This window comes from Ralstonia sp. NFACC01 (assembly GCF_900115545.1).
GTDB classification, from domain to species: Bacteria; Pseudomonadota; Gammaproteobacteria; order Burkholderiales; family Burkholderiaceae; genus Ralstonia; species Ralstonia mojiangensis.
In genome coordinates, this window is record NZ_FOWV01000007.1 from 190,531 (window position 1) to 215,678 (window position 25,148).

A 25,148-nucleotide genomic window follows, 5' to 3' on the forward strand; every position below is an offset into this window, starting at 1 on the left:
CATGGCTGCGAGCAGAACGACATGACCGAAGAGCAGAAACCGCAATCCACCCCCGCCGAGGCCCACAGCTATGACGCCGCCTCGATCCAGATCCTGGAAGGCCTGGAGGCGGTACGCAAGCGGCCGGGCATGTACATCGGCGACACCTCGGATGGCACCGGCCTGCACCACCTCGTGTTCGAGGTGCTGGACAACTCCATCGATGAGGCGCTGGCCGGGCATTGCACCGAGATCCAGGTCACCATCCACACGGACAACTCCATCTCCGTGATCGACAACGGCCGCGGCATCCCGACCGGCATCAAGTTTGACGACAAGCACGAGCCCAAGCGCAGCGCGACCGAGATCGCCATGACCGAGCTGCACGCCGGTGGCAAGTTCAACCAGAACAGCTACAAGGTGTCGGGCGGCCTGCACGGCGTTGGCGTGTCTTGCGTGAACGGTCTGTCGAAGTGGATGAAGGTCACCGTCCGCCAGGGCGGCAAAGTGCATTACATCGAGTTTGCACAGGGCGTTCCGCAAAACCGCCTGATCGAAACGGTGCAAGCGCCGGACGGCCAGATGGTCGAAGTCTCGCCGCTGCGCGTGTCGGGCACCACCGATAAGCGCGGCACCGAAGTGCACTTCCTGGCCGACGAAGAAATCTTCACCAACGTCGAATACCACTACGAGATCCTCTCCAAGCGCATCCGCGAGCTCTCATTCCTGAACAACGGCGTGCACATCAAGCTGACCGACCAGCGCACCGGCAAGGAAGAAGACTTCGCCTTCTCGGGCGGCGTGAAGGGCTTTGTTGAGTACATCAACAAGAACAAGACCGTGCTGCACCCGACCGTCTTCTTTGCCGCCGGCGAGAAAGACGGCGTGGCCGTAGAAGTGTCGATGCAGTGGAACGACGCCTACAACGAACAGGTGCTCTGCTTCACCAACAACATCCCGCAGCGCGACGGCGGCACCCACCTCACGGGCCTGCGCGCCGCCATGACGCGCGTCATCAACAAGTACATCACCGACAACGAGATCGCCAAGAAAGCCAAGGTCGACACCTCGGGTGACGACATGCGCGAAGGCCTGACCTGCGTGCTGTCCGTCAAGGTGCCCGAGCCCAAGTTCAGCTCGCAGACCAAAGACAAGCTCGTCTCGTCTGAAGTGCGCCTGCCCGTGGAAGACGTTGTCGCCAAGGCGCTGAGCGACTTCCTGCTGGAAACGCCCGTAGACGCCAAGATCATCTGCGGCAAGATCGTTGAAGCCGCCCGCGCGCGTGAAGCTGCCCGCAAGGCCCGCGAAATGACCCGCCGCAAGGGCGTGCTCGACGGCATGGGCCTGCCCGGCAAACTGGCCGACTGCCAAGAGAAAGACCCCGCGCTGTCAGAACTCTTCATCGTCGAGGGTGACTCCGCAGGCGGCTCTGCCAAGCAAGGCCGCGATCGCAAGTTCCAGGCAATCCTGCCGCTCAAGGGCAAGATCCTGAACGTCGAGCGCGCACGCTTTGACAAGATGCTCTCCAGCCAGGAAGTGCTCACGCTCATCACCGCCATGGGCACCGGCATTGGCAAAGACGACTACAACCTCGACAAGCTGCGCTACCACCGCATCATCATCATGACCGATGCTGACGTAGACGGCTCGCACATCCGCACGCTGCTGCTCACGTTCTTCTACCGCCAGATGCCCGAGATCATCGAGCGCGGCCACGTCTACATCGCCCAGCCGCCGCTCTACAAGATCAAGCACGGCAAGGAAGAGCGCTACATCAAAGACGACGTTGAGATGGCCGCCTACCTCGTGCGCCAAGCGCTGGACACCGCCGTGCTCGTGCGTGCCGACGGCACCGAGATTGCCGGCGACGCCCTGGCCGAACTCGCACGCCAGTACCAGCTCAGCCGCGGCGTGATCGAGCGCCTGTCTCGCGTGATTGACGCCGACGCCCTGCGCGCCATTGCCGAAGGCGTGGCCCTGGACCTCAGCAGCGAAGCCGCAGCCGAAGCCAGCGCCCGCACGCTCAAGGCCCGCCTGCTCGAAATGCAAGGCAACGCCAGCAACGCCAACGGCGGCGCCACCGCAGACGCCTTCATGCAGTACGACGAGAAGAGCGAGAAGTACCGCGTCATGGTGGTACGCCGCCAGCACGGCAACCAGCGCCTGAGCCATATCGACGCAGACTTTGTGGCCGGCGCAGATTACGCCGCCCTGTCAGGTACCGCCGCCACCTTCCAGGGCCTGATTGGCGACGGCGCCAAGGTGCGCCGCGGCACCGGCGACAAGGTGCGCGAACAGCACGTGACCGACTTCCACGCCGCCATGACGTGGCTGCTGACCGAAGCCGAGCGCGGCGTAAGCCGCCAGCGCTACAAGGGCCTGGGCGAAATGAACCCCGAGCAGCTGTGGGAAACCACCATGGACGTCACCCAGCGCCGCCTGCTGCGCGTGCAGATTGAAGACGCCATTGCCGCGGACCAGATTTTCACCACGCTGATGGGCGACGACGTGGAACCGCGCCGGAACTTCATTGAGAGCAATGCGTTGGTGGCGCGGAATATTGATGTTTGAGGGGGGCGCCTCGTTGAGGTAGAAAACGCCGGGAGACAACTCTCGGCGTTTTTATTTTGTCTGCGGCGATGTTCGGATTGTCCAGCAGCTCGATGGCAACCAAACTTGGGCGAGCCAGCAGAATACTTGATGCTGTTCTTTGCTGAAGATGCTTTGTTACCTCACTGGGGCCTGGTAACCTGGCTAAAAGCGGCACTACGAAAAAAACGCAATGCACGAAATACGAAGCTTCGATATGTTCTGTGGCGGTGGGGGCAGCAGCCTCGGTGCTCGTGCCGCCGGCGTACAGGTTATCGGTGGAGTGGATCTCTGGACTCCCGCGACGGAGGCATTCAAGCTCAATTTCCCGGAGGCGACAGTCTTCAATAAGGATTTGCGCAAGCTTACTCCGGCGAGTGTTATTAAGCAGCTCGGTGAGATCGACCTGCTTCTATCGTCGCCGGAGTGCACTCACCATACGTGTGCAAGAGGGAATAAGCCGCGGTCAGAAGAAAGCAAGGAAACCGCTCTGCAAGTTATTCGGTACGCGAAAGCTATGCGCCCGCGTTGGATCATCCTAGAGAATGTCGTGCACATGCGACCATGGGAACGATATCCCGAGCTGAAAGAGAAACTCTTGGCCCTCGGCTATAAGTTGCGAGAGCAGGTACTTGATGCGTCAGATTTCGGTGTGCCTCAGAAACGTCGACGCCTTTTTCTACTAGCTGATGCTCTCGCGATGCCCAGCGCAATTCAGGCCCCTCTAAGATCGATCGCAACCGCGGAATCAATTCTCGACACTGATGGTACGTGGCCGATGACCCCCCTACGGACTCCAAATCGTGCGAAGGGGACTTTGGAACGTGCGGAGAGGGCGATCGCAAAACTCGGCAACGCAACCCCCTTCCTGATCGTCTACTACGGTAGCGATGGATCTGGGGGCTGGCAGTCCCTTGATGTGCCGCTTCGTACGGTAACCACGGTCGACCGATTTGCGCTAGTTCGTCCCTCTGCGGCGGGCCACATGATGCGCATGCTACAACCGTCGGAGATCAGGAGGGCAATGGGTTTCCCCGACGGCTACGTTTTCCCGGAGGTAACGCGACGTGAACGAGTGAAACTTCTTGGTAACGCCGTATGTTCACCAGTCATGGAAGCCATTATTCGATCGCTTTGCCAGCCTTCCATCAGTCGTAGAAGCGCATTACCCCCGGCCGACGAGCATGGGTTGCATAGCGATGAGCAACTTCCTCCATTAGCGCCCGTCGCAGCCTGAATCGAGGTGTCCCATCGATCTTGGTTTTCACCGCGAGTGACATGAAGCGCCGGCAAGACACTAGCAGATGCCAATCCCCTGGGGTTTGTAGAGGTGGGCTCTCCAGCGCTAACCGTCCGACATCCATAACGCTTTCGTTGCCGTAACGCTTATTCGAAGGGGCTTTTGTCCCCCGCTTCTGTTGGCCTGAAAACGCGTCGATGAGTGAATCGGGTACAAGTAAGGCAAGGAGGTATCGGTGAGTTTTCATCTTGCCTTGCACGTGGTCACATTCCGGCCCTAATTCGACGATATGCAGTTTCGTCTGGGCGAGCTCACCCGCTTCCATATCTGTGCGAGTCGCAAACTCGTCCCGAATCAACTCCGTTGCTTCTAAGCCAAACGCCCGGACGAACGGACCGGAGTTAAGAAACGCTGGCCCAAGAGCAGTTACTACGCCGCGCTCCCACATCTCGGGTTGTCCTTCGCCATTGAACTGTTCGATCAGATAGCTGGTATTGAGCTGCGCGGTTGATACAGAGCGTGGACGCCTGGGCGATCGCTCCGAGTTCAGAAGGTCCCGCAGCCATTGAGGGCTATTGGCTGCAGCAATATTTCCATCTCCCAGCACTGATAGTTGATCTTCCAATAAGGGCAGTAAAGCTTCATCCAAAGCATCGGTCGGATTCTCCCGGGCTTGATGATGTCCAACCGCTTCGCACGCCAGACAGGCAAACAACTGTTCCCAATCGTCTGTAGCGGTGCCGGAGGCCTTCACTAAATCGAAAAGACGGTTCGTCGTAGTTGCTGCAGCCTGCGCCACCCTGTTCTCCCAGGCGGCTGGCACGGCTATTGTTCTAAAGCTTTGCACTGCTTCAAGTATCAGATCTCGCAACCTGCTGGCATTGAATGCGTCCTCTCCACTCGCTGATTCAAGATTAAAGACATCGTTCTTATTGATGGCGCCATAGCCAATTGGTGGGTTCAATTTTGCGCCGATGGAACGCTCATTGATTAGGCCGCCGATCCTATCTTTCTCATCGGGAAATTGAGACCAAAATATCAATACATATGGTCCTGTTCCTACTATTTTTTTAAGACACTTTACGATATTTGTGGCATGAATGACGTCGTTATGCTGTCCACCGCCGACCATATGGATGTCGGTGAATACCAACCTGATGCCGGGGAGCGGCGCTGATGGTTCATCTTCAAGCTTTCCGTCGTCGAAGAAGAAAGGGATTGCGCAGAAGCCAGCCTTTCCAAGCCCCCAAACGATTTTCTGCAGATGATCTTCGTCGTCATCTATCGCAACAACTCGTGAATAGCGAGGAATCATTTTTCGTTCTTGAATGTAAAGATAACTGCCGTGCCATCGTAAGCCGGCGGAAAGTCGACAATATCCCTTAGGCTGCTCGCCTCCACTATGTCCATCTTCCCACCGATGGAGTCCATGACCGTTTTGCAATAAAACAAGCCAAGCCCCATCCCGCCCGCACGAGTTGAAAAAAATGGTCGTCCAACTTGGTCCGGGGGTAGCTGAAAGCCCGGTCCATTATCAACCACCGCGATCATCCCTCCGTCTTCCTCGTCCCAATGAGACAAAGCCAGGATCGCGCCCGGTACGTCTCGCTCATCCCGTTCACGGCGGAACCGAGTCCAATAGATGGCGTTGTCAATGACATTACTTAAAGCTGCAACCATCAAGCCTCGTGGCAGCATTTGGGTAAAAGAGTGCTTCTTTTTGGCATCCGCAGCCCAGTTTGAAAACACGATTCCGTGTCTCTCGAACCTGTCTTCATGCATCCCAGCCGCGCGATCTACTAAATCCTCGGCGGAAACCTTACGAGGAGGATCTCGCTGTAGCAGAGGCTTGAACGTATCGAGCAGTTTTCTAAGATGATCGATTTCCTTTCGGATGTCGTCCGGATTTGGTGCTCCCTGGAGCCTTCTTTGCACCCGGTCGATTGTATGCACGACTTCGTGAAATATAAGCGCCAAGTTCATTCCGGCGAGGCCGGATGAAACCATAACTTCTCGGAACGTTTTCAGCTCCTGCTGAATGGACTGCAGGATCGGCTTGACTTCCGTCTCAAGCTTATGTTGTTTGCCCAGAGATTCCAGTTTCGATAAAGCGTCATCAATCGCTGGTGGCGGGGCATCCTCGCCTTTAAGAGCCTTGTCGATTTCGGCTCTATCTGGAGCATGTTCACGTTGAAAGCGGTCAAATATACTCAGCACAACGCGGCGCAGCATCCGAAAGGCTTCATTGTCATCGAACCCTTCGCGGTTGGTCTTCTCCTTTAGTGCATAACTATCTGCCAAACTGAGTGCGACCTGAGCTATGACGCTTTGCGTTCCTAATTTTCCGGCAGGACGATTAATGCGGCGAGCATCTAGCCCCAACCAATCCTCGCCAGGCTCCCCGTAATTGAAAACACGAATATTGTCTCGATAAACGCGCACACCAGTTTGATTGTCCAACCATTTCTTTAACTGCTGCGACGCTCCCGATGCTTTCAGGATCTCATCCCGCCGATGGAATGCATAGAACTTTCCAGTAATAGGGCCGATACCAATTAGGTCGGTAGCCTGAAGGAAAATGTTCCCGTCACGTTTCTGCCGACTCTGTCCTATCTCCACTGGCAGATCGTCTTCGTCTGGTTCGAGAAGCTGAAGCTTCTCTTTTTCCGTTGCGTGCGTTCCGCGCGGTTGCAGGCCCTTGAATTTGGGGGGGGTGAAGTCATACTTCCAGATAAACTTTCCTTCCGCATCCAGTGAAAAAGAAAAGCTCCAGACGGCAGAGTTAAGCATCTCTTGCAGGGTTGGTAAGCCCCGCACTTCATCTTCTCTACCGGGAAGATGAAGATTTACGACAAAGGACTCGTCAGCGTCAAACGGATTGCTCAAAGAAGATACCAGTCGGTAGAGCTCTCTGACCTCTCGGCGGCTCCATTGAGGCCGATGCAAGTGAGTAATCTCCACTTGAGTGCCGGCTCCGTCTTTGAAAACTTCGGGAGGGATGTTCTCTCGGACATTCACCTCCATGCCGTCCCCAAGATAACGAGCGCTGTCTATAAGTTTGGCCCAATCGATGGAAAGCGCCGATTCTGCTTGTTCGCTTTCGCGGGTTGTCAGCGTTAGCACTCCCCCGAGTTTCTGTACAGCGAGTCGGCCCACCCCTTTTTCACCCAGGGGAAGACGACCCAATGCAGTCCGCGATCGGGCGGACTTGCTTCGTTTGGAGTCGGTGCCAATCTCTAGCCATGCATGCTCGATGGTGTCCAACGACATGCCTGACCCGTTGTCTCGGACGGTAATCTTGGGTGGAACGGCATCAAGTGCCAACGTGACGTCAACGACCGTCGCATCTGCATCGTATGCGTTCTTCACAAGCTCAAAGACTGCAAGGCGGTCGTGGCCGATTAGCTCGTCCCCGAGCAGCTTCAAGACGTGTGATTGAACGCGAAATGGTAGGCTCTTAGCCATATTGCTCTTTCCGTTGCGTGACAGTACTAGCGAGACGAGGCGCTCTCAAGAAAGGTCCTGAGCTTCTGAGATAGTTTGGGCGTGTCAGCTATCTCACATTCCCATACCACAAGAATATCCCAGCCGGCATTCTGCAGAGCCACGCATGCCGAAGCGTCTCGGCGGATGTTGGCTTCCAGCTTCGACATCCAAAAATCAGTGTTGGATTTCGGGGTGTATGCAAATCGACATCCTTGATGGCGGTGCCAAAAGCATCCGTGCACGAAGATCACCTTGCGTAGGCGCGGAAACACCAGATCGGGAGACCCAGGAAGGTCGCGTCGATGTAGGCGGAACCGGAATCCCAAAGCATGGGCGATCTTCCGAACGGCCAGTTCTGGCTTCGTGTTTTTTCCCCTGATGCGGGACATAATGCGAGATCGCTTTTCCGGCGAGACGGAGTCCATGCAGTGCTCCATAGCGTTGCCACAAGTCTTTGCCGACGAAACTCTTCAAGAATACCCGCCGTTTGCGGCGCTACGCGTATCGTCCGTAGGGGCTTTTCATAAGCCCGCTCTTCGCCAACGTCGTCCACCTGGCCTAGCATCATGCAATCTTCCCAGATCTATTCTCTGGGGTTTCTGGGCTGCATGCTTCACCTGCCGCAAGGCCTGTGCTGACTTCGTTATTGGGGCGCAGGTAAGGTTTTGTCTCCTGAGAGGAAGTGCGCGCTTTTTGCCCAATCTGCATAGCGACCAGTTCTGCGGCTCTTCCGCTGCGCATGCTCAGAGCGGTAGCGATCAGCACAAAAGCCGCAAAGCCCAACCCCATCGCACTGACCATTCGCTGCTCTGACATCGCCTTTGAAGTCTGCTTTTTCAGGGTTCCGTCTGCGTACCCGCTGCAGATCGATTTGAGTTCATTGTCAGCGAGCTGGAACGTGCTCTTCAGCCCCGGAAGGTCCGACGTACACTTATCAAGTTTGTAGCTCGTCCAACCGTACACGTGACGAATAGTCTCTCCATCTGTTGCGAACCAGACTTGCGAGGTGTTCCCCTTAAATAGCGCTGGTGATCCGAAGAAGAGCGTCATCGCAAGTGCGAAGAACACGGCAGAAAAGTATCCAGCGCCATTCCAGAAATAGAAACGCGTGCCAGGCGGCGACACGATCTCCGGCTTCGATACGTCGATCCACCGCTTTGCCTTCTGTAGCATCGCCATATCGAGCCGGTATCGCCGCACCAGCCCAATAAGCTTATGCAGATCGCCCAGGTTGGTGACTTTCAAGCCGTACACCAATCGGAATTTCTCCAGGTCTCGCATCTCTTGCATAAATGCACGTAGGCGCGGCTCTTGAACCTCCGCACTACCGGCAATCAATCGCCAAACTCGTTCCCACGGTGCATGCAGCGAGTAGGTGCGTCGCCAAAACGTAATGACGAGTAGGATGACCGCGAGCGCCGTTAGGCACGGCACTAGCAGCGGCCCGACAATCGGGCTGGAGAATGCAGTTGAGAGTGTGTCCATGTAGCTATCGTCCTCAGGGCTGTAATCGCACTATCCACAATAGAGCTGTCCGTTTCTGCCCAACCGAAAGAGGGTATGTCGAGTGACGCCGTATTGCCTGCCCACAAATGCAAGAAGCCGCCCAACAGGCGGCTTCTCTCACAACCAACATCCATCAATCAAATCACGACGCCTCAACCTCCTCCACCTTCCTCTTCGGCCCATTCTTACTAAACCGCGCCCCCAACGCTTTCCGGGCCATATCAAGCCCTTCCCCCTTGCCCGAAATCTTCAGAAGGGCATACCCTTCCAGCGAAGCGCTCATCAGATCGCTACCCAAGGCAAGCTGCGAATCCCGCATCCGCTCATAAATCTTTTCCAGGCGGTTCAGACGCGGCCGCAGCGCATCGAATGCCGCCAGGTCACGCCGCATCTCCGCAAGGCTGAAGTTGCCAGGCAGTACGGCGGGGTTGTTCCCCAACACTTCCACTGCCTTGCGGCAGAACGCTTCCGATTTGTCGCCCATCTTCACCACACCGCTGCGCTGTTCTGTAGACAGGTCGATCAAGCCGCTAAGTTTGTCTTCCAACGACTTCAAGGCTGAGTCGACTGCAGCCAAGTCAGCCGTGCTGATCTGAAGCGAGATCAGGTTCTGTGCCATTACTTTCCTCAATTTGATGTTGCTTGGTCATGCCGACTGGCACGACGGCCTCAGATTGGTTGCGGCAAAGGCGTCTCGCAAGCGAAAGGCCGATTCTTGACGTTATTTGACGGAAGTACGGGGTAAGTTCATATCGGAATGGGTCTTCGAACCCCATCCATGGGCCTCAAAGCTCCACGAGAGGAGCTCAAAGGTCCATCAATGCACCTCTGAGGTCCAGCAGTGGAGCAAAAAGGTCCACTCTCGAATCTCGAACCTCGACCAATGGGCCAAAAGGCTCGACGCGCGCACCTCTGACCTCTGCGAGTGAGCCCAAAAGGTCGACCTTTGGACCTCGCTGGGTCCATTAGTGGAGCAAAAAGGTTCGCCCTTCGACCTCTGACCTCCATGACCGGGCAAAAAAGCCCGAAGCTTGGACCTCTGTGCTGCATGAATGGACCTTGAGGCTCCCCGAGAAAAGCTTGGAGGTCCACTCCCAAGAATCAGATTTTTCTGGCGGTCCGCATCGCTATAATTCCACCCGCTGCTGCTCCAACGGCAGCCGGGTCTGGCGATCTGCGGTTTTTCCAAGAGGGGCTGATGTCATGCACGGTCAGCCCCGAGCACTCGCTCGCGCGTTTTTTCTAAGGCGGGCCGGGTGGGGAGACCTTCGGGTCTGCCGGTTTTCTTGGAGCCGGTTCGCCAGCCTCGCCGTCGGGCCCGCCACCTCGTCTGGCGACGAATGACGGGCCTCTTAACCATCCAAGAGGCTGTCATGACTGCAAATCACAGCGGGCACCGCCCCGCGTCTTATCCATCTCCACCCGAGCCACCCACGCACACGCCCACGTCATCCGACACAGGCCGGCTCACCAAGAACCGCACCTACCTGAACGGCGCAATCGCAGCGCAGGCGTATCTGAAGCGCACGCGCACCGCCATGTGCACACACGGCCAATGCCGGCCAGGGATGCTGCGCGAGCAGCTTCAGCAGTTTTCCGCGCACGCGTTCCCGCCGGCCTTCATCAAAGGCTTTGTGGATGCGATTGATGCGTACGTATCGATGTCGCTCGGAGGGCGCGATGTCGATCCGCAAACGTGGGACGTGTTAGCCGCCATAGAGCGGCGGGGCTACAGCTAATAAAAACAGATTGACGCATTCCCGTGACGGGCGGGAATGCCGGTATGTGGACGGTGATACCTCTGCACCTGTTTCGCGCACTTAGCTGGCCGTTTGCGCAACGCGTCGACGGACAGCTGGAGATAAATCTCCTGATGGTCTGATGTAGAAATCTTTCAGGTTCAACAGTTCAAAAGTTAACGCCTCGCACGATTACAGGGCGCGCACCTCTTCTAGCATGTCGAACGGTAAACAGTCTCCGCCGCCCAGCGGGATTTTCGACAGAGGCGAAGCCCCATGCAAAATGCCGCCTTCCGACAAGAGGTGCTTCAGCGCCTGACTACGCTGCGGGCTCGCTGGCCCGATGGCAGCTTCCATCTGCTCTATGTGCCCGGCACTGAAGACCCTCTTCAGTTGCAGACTGGACATGCGCGCGTGCAAGCAATTGCGCGTGACATATTGCAAGCTGATGCAGACGCTGATGAGGCATTTCTTCCTCACGTTGTCACCTTCGATTGCCTCAAAGTCGCTGCCTATCTGCTTGAAACAGACCCCGCCTTGGATGATCCATTGCTGGAGTCCAGCATTGCATTGGCCTATGAGGGACTCGTCGGCAACGACGATCGCGCTGACGCTGTGTGCGGCTGGTTGGCCAGCCCCGACGACGCCAGCACTGTCGCCCGCCGCTTGGGGCAGGCTGCGCATCGGTTCGATTCACAAACTAACCGAACGGTGCGGCTGCGCTGGCACGACCCACGAGTGCTATCGCACCTTTGGCCGCAACTTCCTGTCGCACAACGCGTCGCTCTGCTGGGAACGCGCTCGGCGTGGGTGGCGGTTGGTGCGATGAGGCGGCTGACGGTGTTCGATGCCGAAACGCCGGAAGCCGTAGCCCAGGCTTGTATGCCGGCGGAATCAGATAGAACGCAATGGACCCGACTACGCCATGTTGGCATGGTCAACCGCTTTCTCGAACTCTGGCGGGAGCGGTTGCATGAGGCCGGCAAGACGCTGCCGGAAGATGCCATCGACGTTCTGCACAGACATGCGGCACAGGCCTCGGCACACGGCCTGGATGGACGTGATGCGCAAACCTATGTGCTGCTGGCCGTCGAACTGAAGACGGGTTTTGAGCAAGACCCGAGTTGGCGTGCCGCCATCGGTGCGGCCATCAACGCGCCCGGCACATTAGAAGACCACATGAACGCGGTGCCCGCCCCGTTCTGGGAGCGCTATGCCGCCGCGCGAGTCTGAACTGGCGTAGCGATCATCAAGGTTTAAAGGGAAAGAGACATGGCAGGAAACACAGCAACGTCATCCTCAGGGGGCAAACCTGCTCATATGCACGGGGCGAACTGTCAGCAATGCGGGCGTATCTATTTTCCGCTGCTGCTCGTGCGGCCCACGGTTGTGGACATGCGTTATCAGGGCATCCTGAAGGAGTCTGACTATGTCTATGCCTCCAGCCTGGACTCAGAGTTCGGTGATCTCAAGCGCGAAGGGACAGTGCCTGCGGTGCGCCTGTTGGCAGAGGGCTTTGTGCTCGTGTTCTACAAGGACCGAGGCAAGTGGGACCTCTGGCGTAGTTACAACGATGGCACGCTCAAGAAGCTGTTGGAGCAAGTCACGCCTGACGAGTACGCCAAGATGTCAGACGGGCTCAAGGACGATACCAAAGGCTCCATATGCGCCAGGGGAGCTTCGAATCTACCGGCGGGGCTGATCACGCTGGTCGGACCGAACACGCAATCGGAAATCTGGTTCGCTTACACGCCCCACCTATGGGCACCACAGGTGCTGCGCGACCACACCTCGGACAGCCACGGTAAGCGGGCTGAGCGCATGACGGAATTCAAGGCAAAAGCATGGCTCGACGACGGCACTCTGCCGAGCAAAGGCGCGATGCTCTTGAATACGGATGCCCTGCAGCACAACGTGATCGAGTTCAACGGCGCCGTACCAAAGACGGGCGCCGACCATGCTCCCATCCTGACGGCGTTCGAAAACGCGCTTGTTCCGCTCACGACGGCGCGTCTGGGCAAGGCGCAGGCGATGGTCCAAGCCGTTCGGGAAATCGAAAAGACCGCCGGGCCCAAGTCGAAAGACAAGGCATTGATCCTCATGCTGCAAGACCCGATTGGGGTGGCCGCGGAGCACAACCAAATTCGGCTGATGGCACTGGAAGCCAAAAAGGCTTGGTCGGTAGGCGCGCCTGACTACAAGGGAATAGATGCCGACCCGCAACGTGCATGGAAGCTGCGTTCTAGCTTGCATGCCCAAACCATCGAAGGTTGGGCTATTGCGCAGGCGCGTGAAGAGGTGCGTCGCAACATCACGCGGGAAATGAACCGCAATATTCCGCCGATAACGGAAGAGGACTTCAAGAAGGGGGTAGCGAGCGGAGAGTTGCCGAAGGGCGCAACGTTCGAGCCCATTCCGTACCGAGATGTTGACTACGGCCGTATCCTGAAAGGCGAGCTACCGACAAGCACAGTCCGCTTGGATGATGAGGGGCGCCCCGTCCCGCAAACCGTGGGTTCTCATGACCATCCCGGGCAGCAGACCATACTTGGCTATCGGCGAGTGCCTTCAGCCGAGGTCAAAGCTCTGGCGGACCGCCGCTATGGTGGCCAGACTGCCACAGGCCGACGAGACCGATATCGGGAAAAGCTGCGCTTCCGCGAGTTGTCGGACTGGCGCACTACCTATCAAAAAGCGAGCGACCGCTGGGATAAGGAATTTATCGCGAAGCGCGACTTCGACTATGTGGCCTGGCTGAAGAGCTCTTCGCTTGAGCTTGTGATGGGCCATGACTTTGACTGGAGCATCAATCTCAAGAGCATTCAGTCATCGCTTGGCACGATTGCCCAACAGGTTGCAGACGTTGTTGCGCGCATTGTTGCTGTCGACAAGGCGTGCGGTGGCGGAGCACTGGGCGACGTTTCCGCCAAGGTGTTCGTGGCCATGCTGGATAAGCCGGTTGATGACCCGAAGAATTGGGCGGATCGTGCGCTGGTCGTCCCCTTCAATGCCGTTCAGGCCATCATGAGCGACCCCGGCAAGCGCAAGGACAACATCGAAAAGATTGCTGGTGTGCTGGAAGTCTCCCAGCTAGTTCGGGAACAACTGAAGGCGCATCAGGAGGAACTGGCACGTGCTGCCGAGAGCATCGCCGCTACAAAAGAGCAGGCATTGCATCTGGCTACGGCAGCGCTGGACGAAGCGAAGGCGAAGGTCGCGGGCATTCCAAAAACCGATCCTGCCAAGCTGGAGACCTACTATCGGTTCCATATCCGCACCCGTGTGCTGATGGCACAAGTAACGCACCCGGATGTCGCGCAGCCCTACGTAACCGTTCGGTTCAAGATCGCGCAGGGTGATGCCCTTGATGCAGTTGCGGAGGCTTTCAGCAAGGGCCAACTTGAAGCCACCGTGACGAACAAGGCTGCCACTACGCGTGCCGAGCGGCGCGAGACCGGTCGCTCCTTGCGCAAGTTGGCGGGCCGTCCGGGCTTGGACGTGCCCGAGAGTTATCCGGTGATGATGACGCAGGAAACCCTCGCCCGAATACAAAAGCAAGCCGCACGTGCTGGCGAGGAGCTGGTAGAGGTCGTGCCTGACGATGTTCTCGGTGGGCTCAAGCAGCCGTTCAAGTTGCCCAAATCTTTGGCGACCAAATTGATTGGCGAACAGGCAACGGCCGGCCGTGCGACGTTGCAAGCTTTGATGGGCGAGAAGAGCCATGTCCTACGCGTGCTGGCAGTGTTCCAGATCTGGGCACTACTTGTCTCGGTGAAGTCCTTGAAGAATGCGCAGGGCTACGAATACGTGGACGCGCTGATGAGCGTCTTCAGCTGCGTCGCAGGCCTGACCCAGGGTAGCTTGGCGGTATCCATGACGGCCATCGAAGTGCGGACAGTGGGTGCGGGGCTGAAGTTGGTCCCTCGTGCGGCTGCGAACCTGAACGCGTTGCGGCTCGCTAGTGGCTTGGCAGGCGCTGCAGGTTCGGTATTTGACGCGGTTGGGTCATTCGCGAAATATGCTGCGCGGAAAGACAGTGGAGATGCTCAGGCGGCAAACGAGTATTTCAAAGCGGGCTTGATGTTTGCGGGGTCGGCGGCCTCAATGGCACTAGGAGCGGGCGCTCTCTTCTTGGCGGGTATGGAGGGAAAGGCTGCGACTGGTCTGGCCCAAACAATCACGAGCCGGATCATTTCGGCCGCTGCGCTCGAAACTCTCGGCGCAGCACTCACCGGCATTGGCATCATTGTGGGCATTGTAGGCTTCGCTTGGTCGCTTTACGCGCTCTACATGGAAGACGACCTCAATGATGCGTTCCTCAAACGGAGTTACTGGGGCATCGGCGACCAACCCATCTCGTCATTCGGCGACCCGAAGGTAACGTCCAATGCTTCGCAGATTAGTGCGTGGGTCCGCAGAGGGCTGGACGAAGAAATGCAAGCGTTCTCCGGCCTTACGCTGGGTATCAAAGTAACGCTGGAGTGGGCGCGGGAAGAAATGGGGAAACCGTCGGTCGCTGACGTCGTAAGCCCTATCCTCGTCGGGGGGTACAAGTACCTGACGCGCGGTCATGTGCTCAAGGCCAAATTGGAGAGCGCATCGCATGGTGATAATCGGCTTGTGTCATGGACGATGACTGTGAAGGATGGCGCGGGCAAATCGTTGACCGGTTTGGCCGACAAAGATGTGTCGCTGCGTACCGACAAGGACAGTGGCCGCGACGTCCTCGAAATAGTTCTCCCGCTGGATGGCGATGCATATGAGCACGCCGCGCAGGCAGAGTTTAGCTACAAGCTGTACGAGCAGTATGAGAGAGTGAGCCTGAGTGGCGACACCATCAAGGTGAAGAAAGACTAGCCTGAAGAAGCCGCGATGAAGGCGTGTTGCGGACCACGCACGGAGTTAAAGAAGCTTCCGGTGTCTGTTGCGGATGATCAACTATGAAGATGAACGAATTTGGCTCGGTGGCGACCTACACGTGGACCTCGCGAGATTCCACGTACAACATTAAATTCACTTTGGAGACCGATGGGATCGCAGTGGAAGCGCCGAACGGCAAGAGCTTCGAGCCCTACACTGCCATTCGGGGTGTCCAGTTGACGCCAGCCATGACGAACTTCGGTCCAGTCACCGCTATCTGGCTGAACCGCAAACAACTCGGTCTGGCCGTCACGATCGCCGTTCGCGGTCCTTATCCTCCGGCTGATGCAGGCCAAGTGGCGGCCTATAACAACTGGGTCAAGGCGCTTCACGCTACCTTGATTAATCGCCAACTGGTGCCACAAATCACGTTCCGTTGCGGAACGCACGTCAATCGATGGGGGTGGATTGCATCCGCCTATCCGGCCATCCGGGTGGGGGCCTTGGCACTCATCCCCGTTGGGATTGTTGCTGCCATCATGACGAGTTCCTGGGCGTTTGCAATCACGTGTATTGGCGGGGGCGCGGCCATGCTCATGATGCCGAAGATTGCCAAGCCAGTCGTGCTCGATGATCTTCGCCGTGTTCGCTCATACTCGCCGGACGCGATACCCGAAGGATGCCTCGCAAATATTCAACTCAGCCCGTCGCCGCGATCACCATCGAGTAATTGACTCAAGTTCTTGCCAACATGCGGAAGAAGATGACAAGGCAGCGCTTCAGGCCCGCTCGCGCCAAGCCAGTCTCCGCCTCTTCAATAGTTCAACGCACTCGACTTGCGGGCCGGTTTTCCTGACCGCTTCTGCGGCCCGTGCGTTCACGTCGGCCGCTTCAAAAATACGGCTTCAATGTGCGCGCGGTCGGGCGTACCGAACTGATCGGTAAAGAATTTGGCCGTGTCGCGAAACTCAACCGCCGTGCCGTGAAACGGGTCGCGTATCGATAGATGAAACTGTCCGTTCGCTTCCCGAATGCCGTCCAGCATCACCATGTGCCCGGCTTTTCGGAGCATGCATGGCCCCATGTCATTGATCTTGCTCGCAAGATCCCGCCACGCCTGTTTGCGGCTCGGGTGCGCGGCGCCAAACAGGCCCGTCTTGTAGTTGAGGTCGTGCTCCACCAGGATCGGGGTCCATCCAGTCTGGTGGTGTAGCGAAGCCATCAGGTTGGCGGTTTCGCGGGTCTTGCCAAGGGCTGCTTCGTAACCGTGGGCGGTATCGCGGTTGATGTGCCCATGGTCAAACATCATCATCAGTTCGCAGGCGCCGGTGCAATCACGAAAACCCGGCTGCGGCACCATCACCTTGCCGTTTCCAAGCGGATAGGCCTTGAATTGCCAGCCGACTTGAATGGGGCTGACCGTATTGCCGTTCACCTCAAACGCTGCGTGCTTGGCATCGGCGGCTAGCTTGATGCCCCCAATGCGCTTGGTGACGTATTTGGCGGGAATGTCGTAGATCTGCCCCTTCCCCAACTGCGAGAAGTAGCGGTCGTTGTCACCCTCCGCGCGCGGGAACCGCCGGACGGCACCATCGCTGCAACGGACCATGGGCTCCGCCATCGGCGCGTATTTGATATCCGGCGGAATGCCATAGGCTGCGGGCGGGCGCTCATACATGGCCCCGACCACCGTTGAGATGCCCCTGAAGTGCGAGAACTCAGCGGCCGGATAGACCGACCGATGTGGCCCTTCTGGCAACGCCGGAGAACCGGGCGCGCTCTGCCGAGACGACGATGCTTCGCCAACGGTTGCACGGCTGCTGCTGGGCGCCGTGGCGCTGATCGGACGTCTCGGCAAGGGTGCGCGGCGGCGCATGGGCCCATCGGCGTGTGAACTGATTCCCGCGCGCCGCGCAGCCGGCATGCCGTCCGGGCGCTGCAGCACGCGCGTAGAACGTTGCGGTGAATCCGTTGAGGCAGGCTGCCTTGCGGCAGTCGCGTCCTGTTCCAACTGAAGGCCGCTGACTCTCTGATGCAGCTCTGCGTACGCAGCTGGATCGTGCGGCACATTGTTGAACTTGGTGTCCATACGGGGGTTCGCAAAGCATGATTGGCAGTCGATGCTGCCACGCAGGCAAGACACCCGCCCCGCCCGCTGGCGAAGCAACGAAGTCGTGTGCGAAGCAAGAGGTTCCCCATATCCGCCCGAGAACCCCCGTTATTGAGCGGGCGTCGCTGATGGCAGGGCGCGTACATTCCATCAATCTCTTTCGCATTCTTCCTCAAGTTTTCGCCGCATCTCGGGCGAACTATTGAGGCTTGTATGTAGTGTGTGCTCATTCGATCGTAAGAATGCGCCGCTCCTTATGGGGCGCCATCCACGCGTCGACTTCCTCGCCAAGAAGGCACGCGACCGGCAACGGCAGCAATTCATCATCCGAGGTGCGCCAAAACAGCAGCCCAGCGTGCGTTCATCACCTTGAAAGGGACAACCTATGGGAAATTGCCTTCGCGCCGGATCGACTCACACCGATCATTTGTCAACCTCTTATGCCAATGACGGCAATGACGGATTCGACCCGCTCGCTCACAGTGGGCCGACGGTGAAAGCTCATGAAACGCTGTCCAGGCGCGAACTCGGTGTCTTGGCCGGCCTGCCAAGAAAACGGCCAGTCAATGTCAACTCTCAAACCATGCATCACTTGGGCGTGGGGCGATTGGCCAATCTGGCAGTCGGTTCCGTTATGGAGAGCGGATCGGGTTGCCAAGCCGTGGATATCGCAGGAAGCGGCGGCGAGAGTTGGGCACGGCGTGAACTAGGCACGAAGCATGCGCCACGCGGCACCATGCACGCACAGATTCAGCGGGTGAAGTACGCGCAAGGGGGTAACTGCCCGGAGCACGCCTCACTAGCAACTGCTCTCTTGCTTCGCCTTGGGAAGAATCCCGGCACTGAACTCAATGCACCGGTGATTCGTGTCTGGGAAGGTAGAAATACCTTGAACACCACATATGCCATGATCGGCGATCCACGTGTGCCACAGTGGGGCGAGCGCGGAACTGTAGTGGTGGATCCATGGCCCGTCGTCGCGTCGGCTTCGACCTTGTCCGAAGCCCGGATGCATGATGCCAAGACCGACACATGGACCCCATACCGCCCCACCGAAGGTCGGTTTGTCGACTCATTCGCGCCAGGCGGTTCAGAGTGGGACCGAATGGCAGAGCAGGTGGAAATGATCGAGCCGATGTCGTCGTCTGAAGTACAGGGACGACTTTCGACAAGCGCAGCAATGCACGGACGAGGGCCGTTGCAGTTCGGGGATGAACTAGCCGAGCATGCGCTTAGGGTCGTTGGGGAAGAACTCTTCGATTCCCGCCTGGGCACCAATCCCTCGATTGTCTATACCGACGGCCAGGAAGCCGAGACTTTCGACGATGTGTCGACGGAGACGGTCGCACGACTGCGCAGAGGCCTCGAAGCACTCGATCGACTCGAGAACAATTGAGTGTGAGCATTCGATCTAGTTCATCGTCGCGCAGGTACCTGCCCAGTCGCAACGCAGAGCGACTGGCGCCAACAGGCCTCCTCAAATAGCGGGGCGATTCACTTCACGCTGGCCCATTCGAACGGCCCGTAAAAGGCGCGATTCGGACCTTCAACTTTCCTCATGGTCATCTTTAAGCGCGCGCACGGATGCTAATTTGATTCAGCGTGATAGCACGCATGTAGGCAAAAGGCGCCGGCGCAAGCAGATTGCTTTGCCGGGCCGCGATGCCCCTCAGCGCGAAGGTGCCGCTGAGTCGGGTGCTTTCTCAAATAAGCATGAAAATTGACGAGGTCGGGAAATGACAAACGGTAGTGTGGCGGCGGACACGCGTCGGCAAGAAATGTACGCGCGCGGAAATCGCTGTCTGTTCTCTCATCGGCATGTGGCAGCAGCTTTGATGGCACTTGCCTTATTCGGCTGCGGCGGCGGAAGCGATGATGCATCCACCAGCGGCGCGACGACGCAAAGCAGCAGTGGCAGCGCACCAGGCTCGGCACAAACAGGCACCGGCACCGGCGCTGGCGAAGCCAAGCGGGTCATGGGTACGGACACCAACGCTTCCGCCGCGATTCTCAGCAAGATGGGCAGAACGGGGCGTGTGCAGATCGGCCTGGGTTCGGGGCAGTCGATTGCCGATATGCAGGCCCAGGGCATTCGTCCTGACATTGTCGACGTCTACCTCGTAGGCGTTGGGTCAGGCGCCTGGACTTCGTGGAACAGCCCCACCGGCGCATACGTGACCTATCAGGCCAAAAACGCCATCAGCTATGGCGCGACCCCGATGTTCACGCTCTACCAGATGGCCCAACGGGGCGACGGTAACCTGAGCGGCATCAACGATGCGAGCTTCATGAATGACTACTGGTCGCAAGTGCGGACGATGTATGACCGCATCAACGAGCTCGACACCGCGGTGCTGGTCAATCTGGAGCCGGACTTTTGGCCTTACGTCTACGCGCAGGCGCCCAACCACGACATGACCCAAATGCCTGCCGTGCTCAATAACCAGCCGGAATGCAGTTGGATGGCGAACACCGCCGCCAACATCGGCAGCTGTCTGGTGTCGATGGCGCGTTGGCATGCGCCCAAAGCGCTGATTGGCTTTCCCCCGGCATTCTGGAATGCCACGCCAGACGTCTTCGCAAAGCAAATGCAGCTCGTTGGCGCGGATCGTGCCGATTTCATCGTGGCGCAGACAAGCGACCGCGACGCCGGCTGCCTCGAAGCCGCGGCCGTTGGGGAATGCATGGGCCGCAGTGGTCCGTTCTACCTGGACGAGAACAACGTCAACACGCCCAATTTCCACCAACAGCAGAACGCGTACTCAGCCTATCGTGACGCGCTGGGCAACGGGCTGCCGATTCTCTGGTGGCAAACGCCGTTGGGTGTGCCTTCCGACACCCCTGGCGGCACGCCCGGGCACTACCGAGACAACCACGTTGACTACATGCTGCGCAACACGTGGGAGTACGGCGGCATGCATACCTTCGCAATTGTGTTTGGCGGCGGCGGCACCTATTCGACGAACATCAACTCCGACGGAGGCCAGTTTGCGCGCCTCTTCGGTCAGTATCTGACATCGGGTGGCGTTGCAGCGATGTAACTGTGGGTTGGAGGGGCGCATTGGCGCCCCTTTTGATTACCGAGGAATATGGCCAACAAGCCGGCGCCAGTGAGGGAACTGCCGGGGCCAACCGTGCCAACGGTGAGGCATCGGCAGCCTCATCCGTCCTCATCTTGTGATGGGTTTGGGGTGCATGCTTCCGGGCGCCGCATGGTCTTTGGCGGATGTGGGCTCTAAACAATCCATCTGCGAATTGCTGGGGCTCGATCCGGCCGCCATCAAGACTGCTTGTTGAAATGAGGCTGCAAAGTCTCAATTAATCTGAATTCAATATCGCTGTATTCAGATCTAAGTTGCGAGCAACGTCGCACATTTGCATCGAATTTGTATTTCCTGGCTATCGGGAAGGCCATTTCGACTATCATCCGCGCAAACAGAAAAAAAGGCGATCGCTCTGCAACAGACAGGGCGAGGCCGTCGGGGTGTTGTTCCGTTTCACAACGGCAGGGAGTGCTTTCGCATGAGACAACATCTGAGGCGTGCTGTCGCGCGTCGCCACTTTGTTGGGTAACAACGCTGACCGCTTCAACAAGCAAAGCCTTGTTTTCTGCCCAGACTCGTTGAGTTTAGCTATCGCTAACGTCGTGCAAGCCACTTATGAGCACTTTCGCTCATGAATTGTCGTGGATTAAAATTTATATCTGTCGAGGAATTTCATGAAAAGCCCTTTCTCCTTGGTTTGTTTTTTGACCGGCCTGTGCGCCCTCCTATTTTCGGGCTGCGCCCCAATGCCACCAAAACAGATCGCTGCCGAAGATAGAATTAAGTTTGTCCGCGCTTTGATTGCAGCAACGCAATCTAATCATGTGGTGGATGCGGCATATATGGCGGAGACTCTTAACATCAACGTGACGAAGCGATCGGAGGTCTATGATTGGTCAAAAAACATGATGAACAATAATTATAGAATTTACGATCGATATGGAAGGTTGAGTTCTTCGTCGACTTATAGCAATTTGAGTAACAAAGATATTGCGATTGATCACTTCTGGAATCTTGAGCCTCAAAATGATTTCTGCATAACGCGAGAGGATATTAGGGAGGCTGGCGAGAAAAATCAATTTCTCGAACAGAAAATTATGGTTTCAATGAAGTCGGGAGATAATAATCTGACTTTCATGTTTAAGGATGGGAGCCCTTGTTCATATGGCATCTCGGCTACGAATTACGCAAAGAAGGCCGCGAGCTAATTTTTTCATGGCCATCAAATGTAATCTGCCACCCTAATTCACCAGCGTAGTAACACTCTTGGCCGGCAGCGTCACCGTGAACGTATTCCCGCTCACCCCCAGCGGCGCTTGCTGCTCGAACGTGGCAGTCGCCGTCGTCCGGTACGGGGTCAGGCTGGTCACCGTGCGCCCCGCAGGGTTGATCGACGTCGTCAGGGTGACGTCCGTGGCGTTCTCGTTCACCAGCACCACCACAGCCTTGTTGACGCTCGCACCTGCAGGCGTGCCAAACGCAGAAACACGCACGCCCTTCTGCGGCAACGCGGTGGTGTCGTAGCGCACGTAGCCGGGGCGAATGAAGTACGCAAAGTGCTTCAGGCCAATGCCGAAGTAGGTGGGCTTGTTGTCCGAACCGATCAGGCCGGTGGGCTGGGCGTCGTTGGAGTTGACCAGCCACCAGTAGACGTACGCGTTGTACTGCCCCAGCGTAAAGCCGTCGTGGATCTCCTTCGCAATGGCAATGGCATCGTCAATGCTGGTCTGCCATGCCGTCTTGTTGTCGGCCTTGTTGACGGAGTCCAGGAAGTGTTCGGTCATCCATACGTCTTTGCCCAGCTTGCGGGCAGAGGCCAGGTAGGCGGGCACGCCGCCGTACAGGTGCCCGCCAATAATGGAGATGTTGCTGGCTGCATTGGTATCGCCCAGCAGTGTGTCCACCGTCGCCTGAGAAAAGTAGAAGGATTCCGGCGCCATCAGCTTGGCTGTGGTGCCGGCAACGGCCTCGGCGCCATGGCCGGCGGCCCACACTCGCATTTCGTCTGGGCTCCACAGGCAGGATTCGTAGGTCGCCGGGTCCCAGTCCGGCTCGTTCTGCAGTGATACGGCGTAGAGGTTCACGTTGCGCGTGGCGGCATACCGGATGTAGCTGTTCAGGTACTTGGCGTAGTCGGCGTATCGCGCCGGGTCCAGGCGCCCGCTGTAGAGCGGATTCGTGCGGTCTGTGTTGACGATCTTCATGCTGGCCGGCGGCGTCCACGGCGATGCAAAGACGAGTGCGCCGCGTGCCTGGGCGGCGGCGCCGTTCGCAAGCTCCGCCGTCCATTGGGTGGTGTCGGCCGTCTGGGTCGTGGTGTTCCACTCGGCGGGCGCAATGCGCAACCGCAGGATGGACAGCCCCAGGCTGTCGGTCAGGCTGGTGCCGAACAGCGCGTTCACGCGGTCGTCCGCCATCTTGGTGTAGTACCAGGCCGCCGAGCCGCCGAACCCCTGGATGGTTTGTTTCGCACTGCCAAAGTTGATGGCCGCGGCCGTGGCGGCGGGTTTGATGCTCAGCGTCGTGCTGACCATCGCCGTGCGGTAGTGCGCGCTGTCCCTCGGCACGAACGTGGCCTGCAAGGTCACGCTGCCGGCGGTGCTGGTGGTGGCGGCACTCAGCGGTGCGCCATCCGCTGTGGTGTATGAAGCCGGGTCCACCGTGCCCCCAATGCCGTACAGCGCATAGGGCGCGGTGGAGACCTGCGCAGGCGTCAGCGCAGAACCCTGCAGCACGGCGGCGGGCAGATCCCACCGCACCGGCGGCTCGGCCTTGTTGACGGTCAGCGTTCGCACGGCGGTGGTGGTGGCGTACTTGGTCGTGTCCTGCGGTGTGAATGTCACCGACAGGGTTTGCGTGCCGACCTCCGGCTTGGTGCCAGCCGCGGGTGAATAGGTGAAGGTGCCGGGCACGTTGGCAGTCGCGTTCAACTGCGCTGTGCTGAGCGCCGTTCCCCATGCAATCGATGCGGGGTTGAGCCAGGTGATCGTTGGCGTTGGCGTTGGCGTGGGTGTTGGCGTAGGGCTCGGCGCAGGAGTGGGCGTTGGCGCAGGTGTCGGTGTCGTGGTCGGCGCGGGGCTGGCGCCAGGAGTTGATGCAGACACGGGCGCAGTCGTCCCCGTAGTGGACGAGTCGGCAGGCGTGTCGGCCGAGCCGCCACCACACGCTGCTAGCCACAGGCTCAGCAAACCGATCACCATGCTCCGCGCGAGGGGGGGATGCCGGTCTTGTGGCGCGCTCGTTTTTCTCAACGTCAACAACATGTCTTGGCTCTTCTTTTAGATGGGTTACGCGCGGCAGCCACCCCCTACCAAAGTGGGGTGCTCCGTTTGGCACACGCGGTATCCCACGTCGCCTCGGCGCGCGTCAAGGCAATGGCGGGATTGGTGAGAGTTCTTGAACATCTCCATGGCTTGTCGTCCTGACCAAGCCGGCCGGACGCACCAAACCTGCGCTGTCCGCAAGATGGCCTTGGCGGTGCGCAATGCCTGCGTATGCGTCTGACTTACGACCTGCGCGGTTGCGCTTGGCACGGGTGCGTGGGGCGGGGCGTTCCAAATCGGTGCGCTCCGCACCAAGTCCAAGCGGCAATGCGCTCATTCGCCAGCGCACGCCCAGCACAAGGGCAGCGCCCAGGCAATCAACCACCCGTAGTGCGGCTCAACACGCCACTTCATGCTGCATGGCACAAAACTCGCATAAGCCGTGGGCGACCGGTCAGACCACGACCGTGTCTTTCTCCAATTTCGGCCCATGCACAGCATTCCTTCCTCCGTCGCACAAACGCTGCAGCAACGCATCCTGAGCGGCGATTACCCCAGTGGCAGCCGCCTGCCGCCGCAGCGTGAGCTGGCGGAAACGCTGGGCGTGAGCCGCGCGTCGTTGCGCGAGGCGCTGACGGTGCTTGAGACGCTGGGCCTAGTCGACATCCTGCCCAGCCGGGGCGTGGTGGTGCGCGGCCAGACGTTTGGCGCAGACCGGGCCAGTGCCGAGCGCATGCATCGACCGTTTGCCACGCCGGCGCTGGGCACGCTGTCGCCGCGTCAGTTGATTGAGCTGCGTCTGGTGCTGGAGCCCGGCTGGACGGCGCTGGCCGCCGCGCGCATGCATGCCGCCGGCCTGCGCCACCTGCAATGGCTGCAGCAGCAGTTGGCCCACGCGCTGGAGCGCAATGATTTGCTGAGCGCGGCAGAGGCGGACCTGCACTTCCACGTGCTGCTCGCGCAGTTGTCCGGCAACCCGGGCCTGATGGCGATGGCCGGCCAGTTGGAGCACGCCATTGGCCACAGCCTGCGCCTGCCCTTTGCCCGCAACGGCGCAGACGACCACCCCGCGCACGAGCACGACGCCATCGTGCAGGCCGTTGCCGCGGGTGATGCCGCCGCCAGCGCAGAGGCCATGCGTGCGCATCTGTTGTCGGCCGCGCGCCGCAGCGGCATCGACTTGAGCGCGCCGCCCGCCACGCCCGAACCCATGCAGCACGAACCGGTTTCCTTTCGCCTCGCCTCGATTTCCTGAATTTTCTGAAGGAGTTTTTGAATGTTCCGCACCCTTGCTCTGCAGCTGTCGCGTCACACCTCGCGCCGCACCTTCTT

General features: G+C 58.6%; 17 protein-coding genes and 1 pseudogene. 11 read left to right on the top strand and 7 right to left on the bottom strand.

Features of this window, described 5'->3' with window-relative positions; genetic code table 11:
* Positions 1-21: 21 nt before the first annotated feature.
* Together gyrB and BM136_RS25760 are read left to right on the top strand one after the other, a co-directional pair.
* Positions 22-2,550 (top strand): DNA topoisomerase (ATP-hydrolyzing) subunit B, encoded by a 2,529-nt coding sequence (gene gyrB, locus BM136_RS19135; RefSeq protein WP_092974206.1) that lies wholly within the window; start codon positions 22-24, stop codon positions 2,548-2,550.
* 235 nt (positions 2,551-2,785) lie between these two features.
* A complete protein-coding gene (locus tag BM136_RS25760) occupies positions 2,786-3,805 on the top strand; it encodes a DNA cytosine methyltransferase (RefSeq protein ID WP_368073444.1) in 1,020 nt (339 codons plus the stop codon).
* On the opposite strand, the gene BM136_RS25215 is transcribed toward BM136_RS25760, so the two are convergent.
* From BM136_RS25215 to BM136_RS19160, 5 genes are all read right to left on the bottom strand, one after another.
* Entirely contained in the window at positions 3,717-5,123 is a 1,407-nt protein-coding gene (locus tag BM136_RS25215) for a hypothetical protein (RefSeq protein ID WP_139219377.1), read from the bottom strand. The genes BM136_RS25760 and BM136_RS25215 overlap by 89 nt on opposite strands.
* Entirely contained in the window at positions 5,120-7,273 is a 2,154-nt protein-coding gene (locus BM136_RS19145; protein WP_092974212.1) for a sensor histidine kinase, read from the bottom strand. Before BM136_RS19145 ends, BM136_RS25215 begins: the two co-directional genes overlap by 4 nt.
* A gap of 26 nt (positions 7,274-7,299) precedes the next feature.
* Positions 7,300-7,719 carry a very short patch repair endonuclease gene (locus tag BM136_RS19150; protein WP_092974499.1) on the bottom strand — a complete coding sequence of 140 codons (420 nt, stop codon included), beginning with the start codon at positions 7,717-7,719 and terminating at the stop codon, positions 7,300-7,302.
* A gap of 139 nt (positions 7,720-7,858) precedes the next feature.
* Positions 7,859-8,779, bottom strand: coding sequence for a DUF6216 family protein (locus BM136_RS19155; RefSeq protein WP_139219378.1), 921 nt, complete (start codon positions 8,777-8,779; stop codon positions 7,859-7,861).
* Between the two features lie 163 nt (positions 8,780-8,942).
* Complete coding sequence (locus tag BM136_RS19160; protein WP_092974218.1) at positions 8,943-9,419, bottom strand: hypothetical protein; 477 nt, start codon at positions 9,417-9,419, stop codon at positions 8,943-8,945.
* Positions 9,420-10,173: 754 nt separating this feature from the next.
* Between BM136_RS19160 and BM136_RS19165 the strand changes: the two genes are divergently transcribed.
* The 5 genes and pseudogenes from BM136_RS19165 (at position 10,174) to BM136_RS19180 (ending at position 16,133) form a co-directional block, all read left to right on the top strand.
* The gene (locus tag BM136_RS19165) at positions 10,174-10,539 is read left to right on the top strand and encodes a hypothetical protein (RefSeq protein WP_092974502.1); all 366 of its coding nucleotides are present in this window, start codon (positions 10,174-10,176) and stop codon (positions 10,537-10,539) included.
* Positions 10,540-10,815: 276 nt separating this feature from the next.
* A pseudogene (locus tag BM136_RS25635) lies at positions 10,816-11,259 on the top strand (hypothetical protein); the annotation flags it as partial.
* A gap of 213 nt (positions 11,260-11,472) precedes the next feature.
* Entirely contained in the window at positions 11,473-11,772 is a 300-nt protein-coding gene (locus BM136_RS25640) for a hypothetical protein (protein WP_254775699.1), read from the top strand.
* 39 nt (positions 11,773-11,811) lie between these two features.
* Positions 11,812-15,396, top strand: a complete 3,585-nt coding sequence (locus tag BM136_RS19175; RefSeq protein ID WP_092974226.1) for a T6SS effector BTH_I2691 family protein — start codon at positions 11,812-11,814, stop codon at positions 15,394-15,396.
* 83 nt (positions 15,397-15,479) lie between these two features.
* Complete coding sequence (locus BM136_RS19180) at positions 15,480-16,133, top strand: hypothetical protein (RefSeq protein ID WP_092974229.1); 654 nt, start codon at positions 15,480-15,482, stop codon at positions 16,131-16,133.
* A gap of 143 nt (positions 16,134-16,276) precedes the next feature.
* Here BM136_RS19180 and BM136_RS19185 read toward each other — a convergent pair whose 3' ends face one another.
* Positions 16,277-17,077 (bottom strand): hypothetical protein, encoded by an 801-nt coding sequence (locus BM136_RS19185; protein WP_139219379.1) that lies wholly within the window; start codon positions 17,075-17,077, stop codon positions 16,277-16,279.
* A gap of 817 nt (positions 17,078-17,894) precedes the next feature.
* On the opposite strand from BM136_RS19185, the gene BM136_RS25220 reads away from it, so the two are divergent.
* The 3 genes from BM136_RS25220 (at position 17,895) to BM136_RS19200 (ending at position 21,761) form a co-directional block, all read left to right on the top strand.
* A complete protein-coding gene (locus tag BM136_RS25220) occupies positions 17,895-18,905 on the top strand; it encodes a hypothetical protein (protein ID WP_139219380.1) in 1,011 nt (336 codons plus the stop codon).
* Between the two features lie 439 nt (positions 18,906-19,344).
* Positions 19,345-20,550, top strand: coding sequence for a hypothetical protein (locus tag BM136_RS19195; RefSeq protein ID WP_092974237.1), 1,206 nt, complete (start codon positions 19,345-19,347; stop codon positions 20,548-20,550).
* A gap of 677 nt (positions 20,551-21,227) precedes the next feature.
* A complete protein-coding gene (locus tag BM136_RS19200) occupies positions 21,228-21,761 on the top strand; it encodes a hypothetical protein (protein WP_139219381.1) in 534 nt (177 codons plus the stop codon).
* A gap of 33 nt (positions 21,762-21,794) precedes the next feature.
* On the opposite strand, the gene BM136_RS19205 is transcribed toward BM136_RS19200, so the two are convergent.
* Positions 21,795-23,753, bottom strand: coding sequence for a glycoside hydrolase (locus BM136_RS19205; protein ID WP_139219382.1), 1,959 nt, complete (start codon positions 23,751-23,753; stop codon positions 21,795-21,797).
* A 553-nt stretch (positions 23,754-24,306) separates the two neighbouring features.
* Between BM136_RS19205 and BM136_RS19215 the strand changes: the two genes are divergently transcribed.
* On the top strand, positions 24,307-25,071 hold the full coding sequence (locus tag BM136_RS19215; protein ID WP_092974249.1) for a FadR/GntR family transcriptional regulator: 765 nt from the start codon (positions 24,307-24,309) through the stop codon (positions 25,069-25,071).
* Positions 25,072-25,148 lie beyond the last annotated feature (77 nt).

Bases quoted from the DNA above. Each gene is read 5' to 3' on its own strand.
- BM136_RS19185 (WP_139219379.1), bottom strand. From the start codon at position 17,077: ATGTATGAGCGCCCGCCCGCAGCCTATGGCATTCCGCCGGATATCAAA.
- BM136_RS19145 (WP_092974212.1), bottom strand. From the start codon at position 7,273: ATGGCTAAGAGCCTACCATTTCGCGTTCAATCACACGTCTTGAAGCTG.
- BM136_RS19215 (WP_092974249.1), top strand. From the start codon at position 24,307: ATGCACAGCATTCCTTCCTCCGTCGCACAAACGCTGCAGCAACGCATC.
- BM136_RS25760 (WP_368073444.1), top strand. From the start codon at position 2,786: ATGTTCTGTGGCGGTGGGGGCAGCAGCCTCGGTGCTCGTGCCGCCGGC.
- BM136_RS25640 (WP_254775699.1), top strand. From the start codon at position 11,473: ATGGTCAACCGCTTTCTCGAACTCTGGCGGGAGCGGTTGCATGAGGCC.
- gyrB (WP_092974206.1), top strand. From the start codon at position 22: ATGACCGAAGAGCAGAAACCGCAATCCACCCCCGCCGAGGCCCACAGC.
- BM136_RS19205 (WP_139219382.1), bottom strand. From the start codon at position 23,753: ATGGTGATCGGTTTGCTGAGCCTGTGGCTAGCAGCGTGTGGTGGCGGC.
- BM136_RS19165 (WP_092974502.1), top strand. From the start codon at position 10,174: ATGACTGCAAATCACAGCGGGCACCGCCCCGCGTCTTATCCATCTCCA.
- BM136_RS19180 (WP_092974229.1), top strand. From the start codon at position 15,480: ATGAAGATGAACGAATTTGGCTCGGTGGCGACCTACACGTGGACCTCG.
- BM136_RS19155 (WP_139219378.1), bottom strand. From the start codon at position 8,779: ATGGACACACTCTCAACTGCATTCTCCAGCCCGATTGTCGGGCCGCTG.
- BM136_RS19175 (WP_092974226.1), top strand. From the start codon at position 11,812: ATGGCAGGAAACACAGCAACGTCATCCTCAGGGGGCAAACCTGCTCAT.
- BM136_RS19200 (WP_139219381.1), top strand. From the start codon at position 21,228: ATGAAAAGCCCTTTCTCCTTGGTTTGTTTTTTGACCGGCCTGTGCGCC.
- BM136_RS25215 (WP_139219377.1), bottom strand. From the start codon at position 5,123: ATGATTCCTCGCTATTCACGAGTTGTTGCGATAGATGACGACGAAGAT.
- BM136_RS19150 (WP_092974499.1), bottom strand. From the start codon at position 7,719: ATGGACTCCGTCTCGCCGGAAAAGCGATCTCGCATTATGTCCCGCATC.
- BM136_RS25220 (WP_139219380.1), top strand. From the start codon at position 17,895: ATGGGAAATTGCCTTCGCGCCGGATCGACTCACACCGATCATTTGTCA.
- BM136_RS19195 (WP_092974237.1), top strand. From the start codon at position 19,345: ATGGCACTTGCCTTATTCGGCTGCGGCGGCGGAAGCGATGATGCATCC.
- BM136_RS19160 (WP_092974218.1), bottom strand. From the start codon at position 9,419: ATGGCACAGAACCTGATCTCGCTTCAGATCAGCACGGCTGACTTGGCT.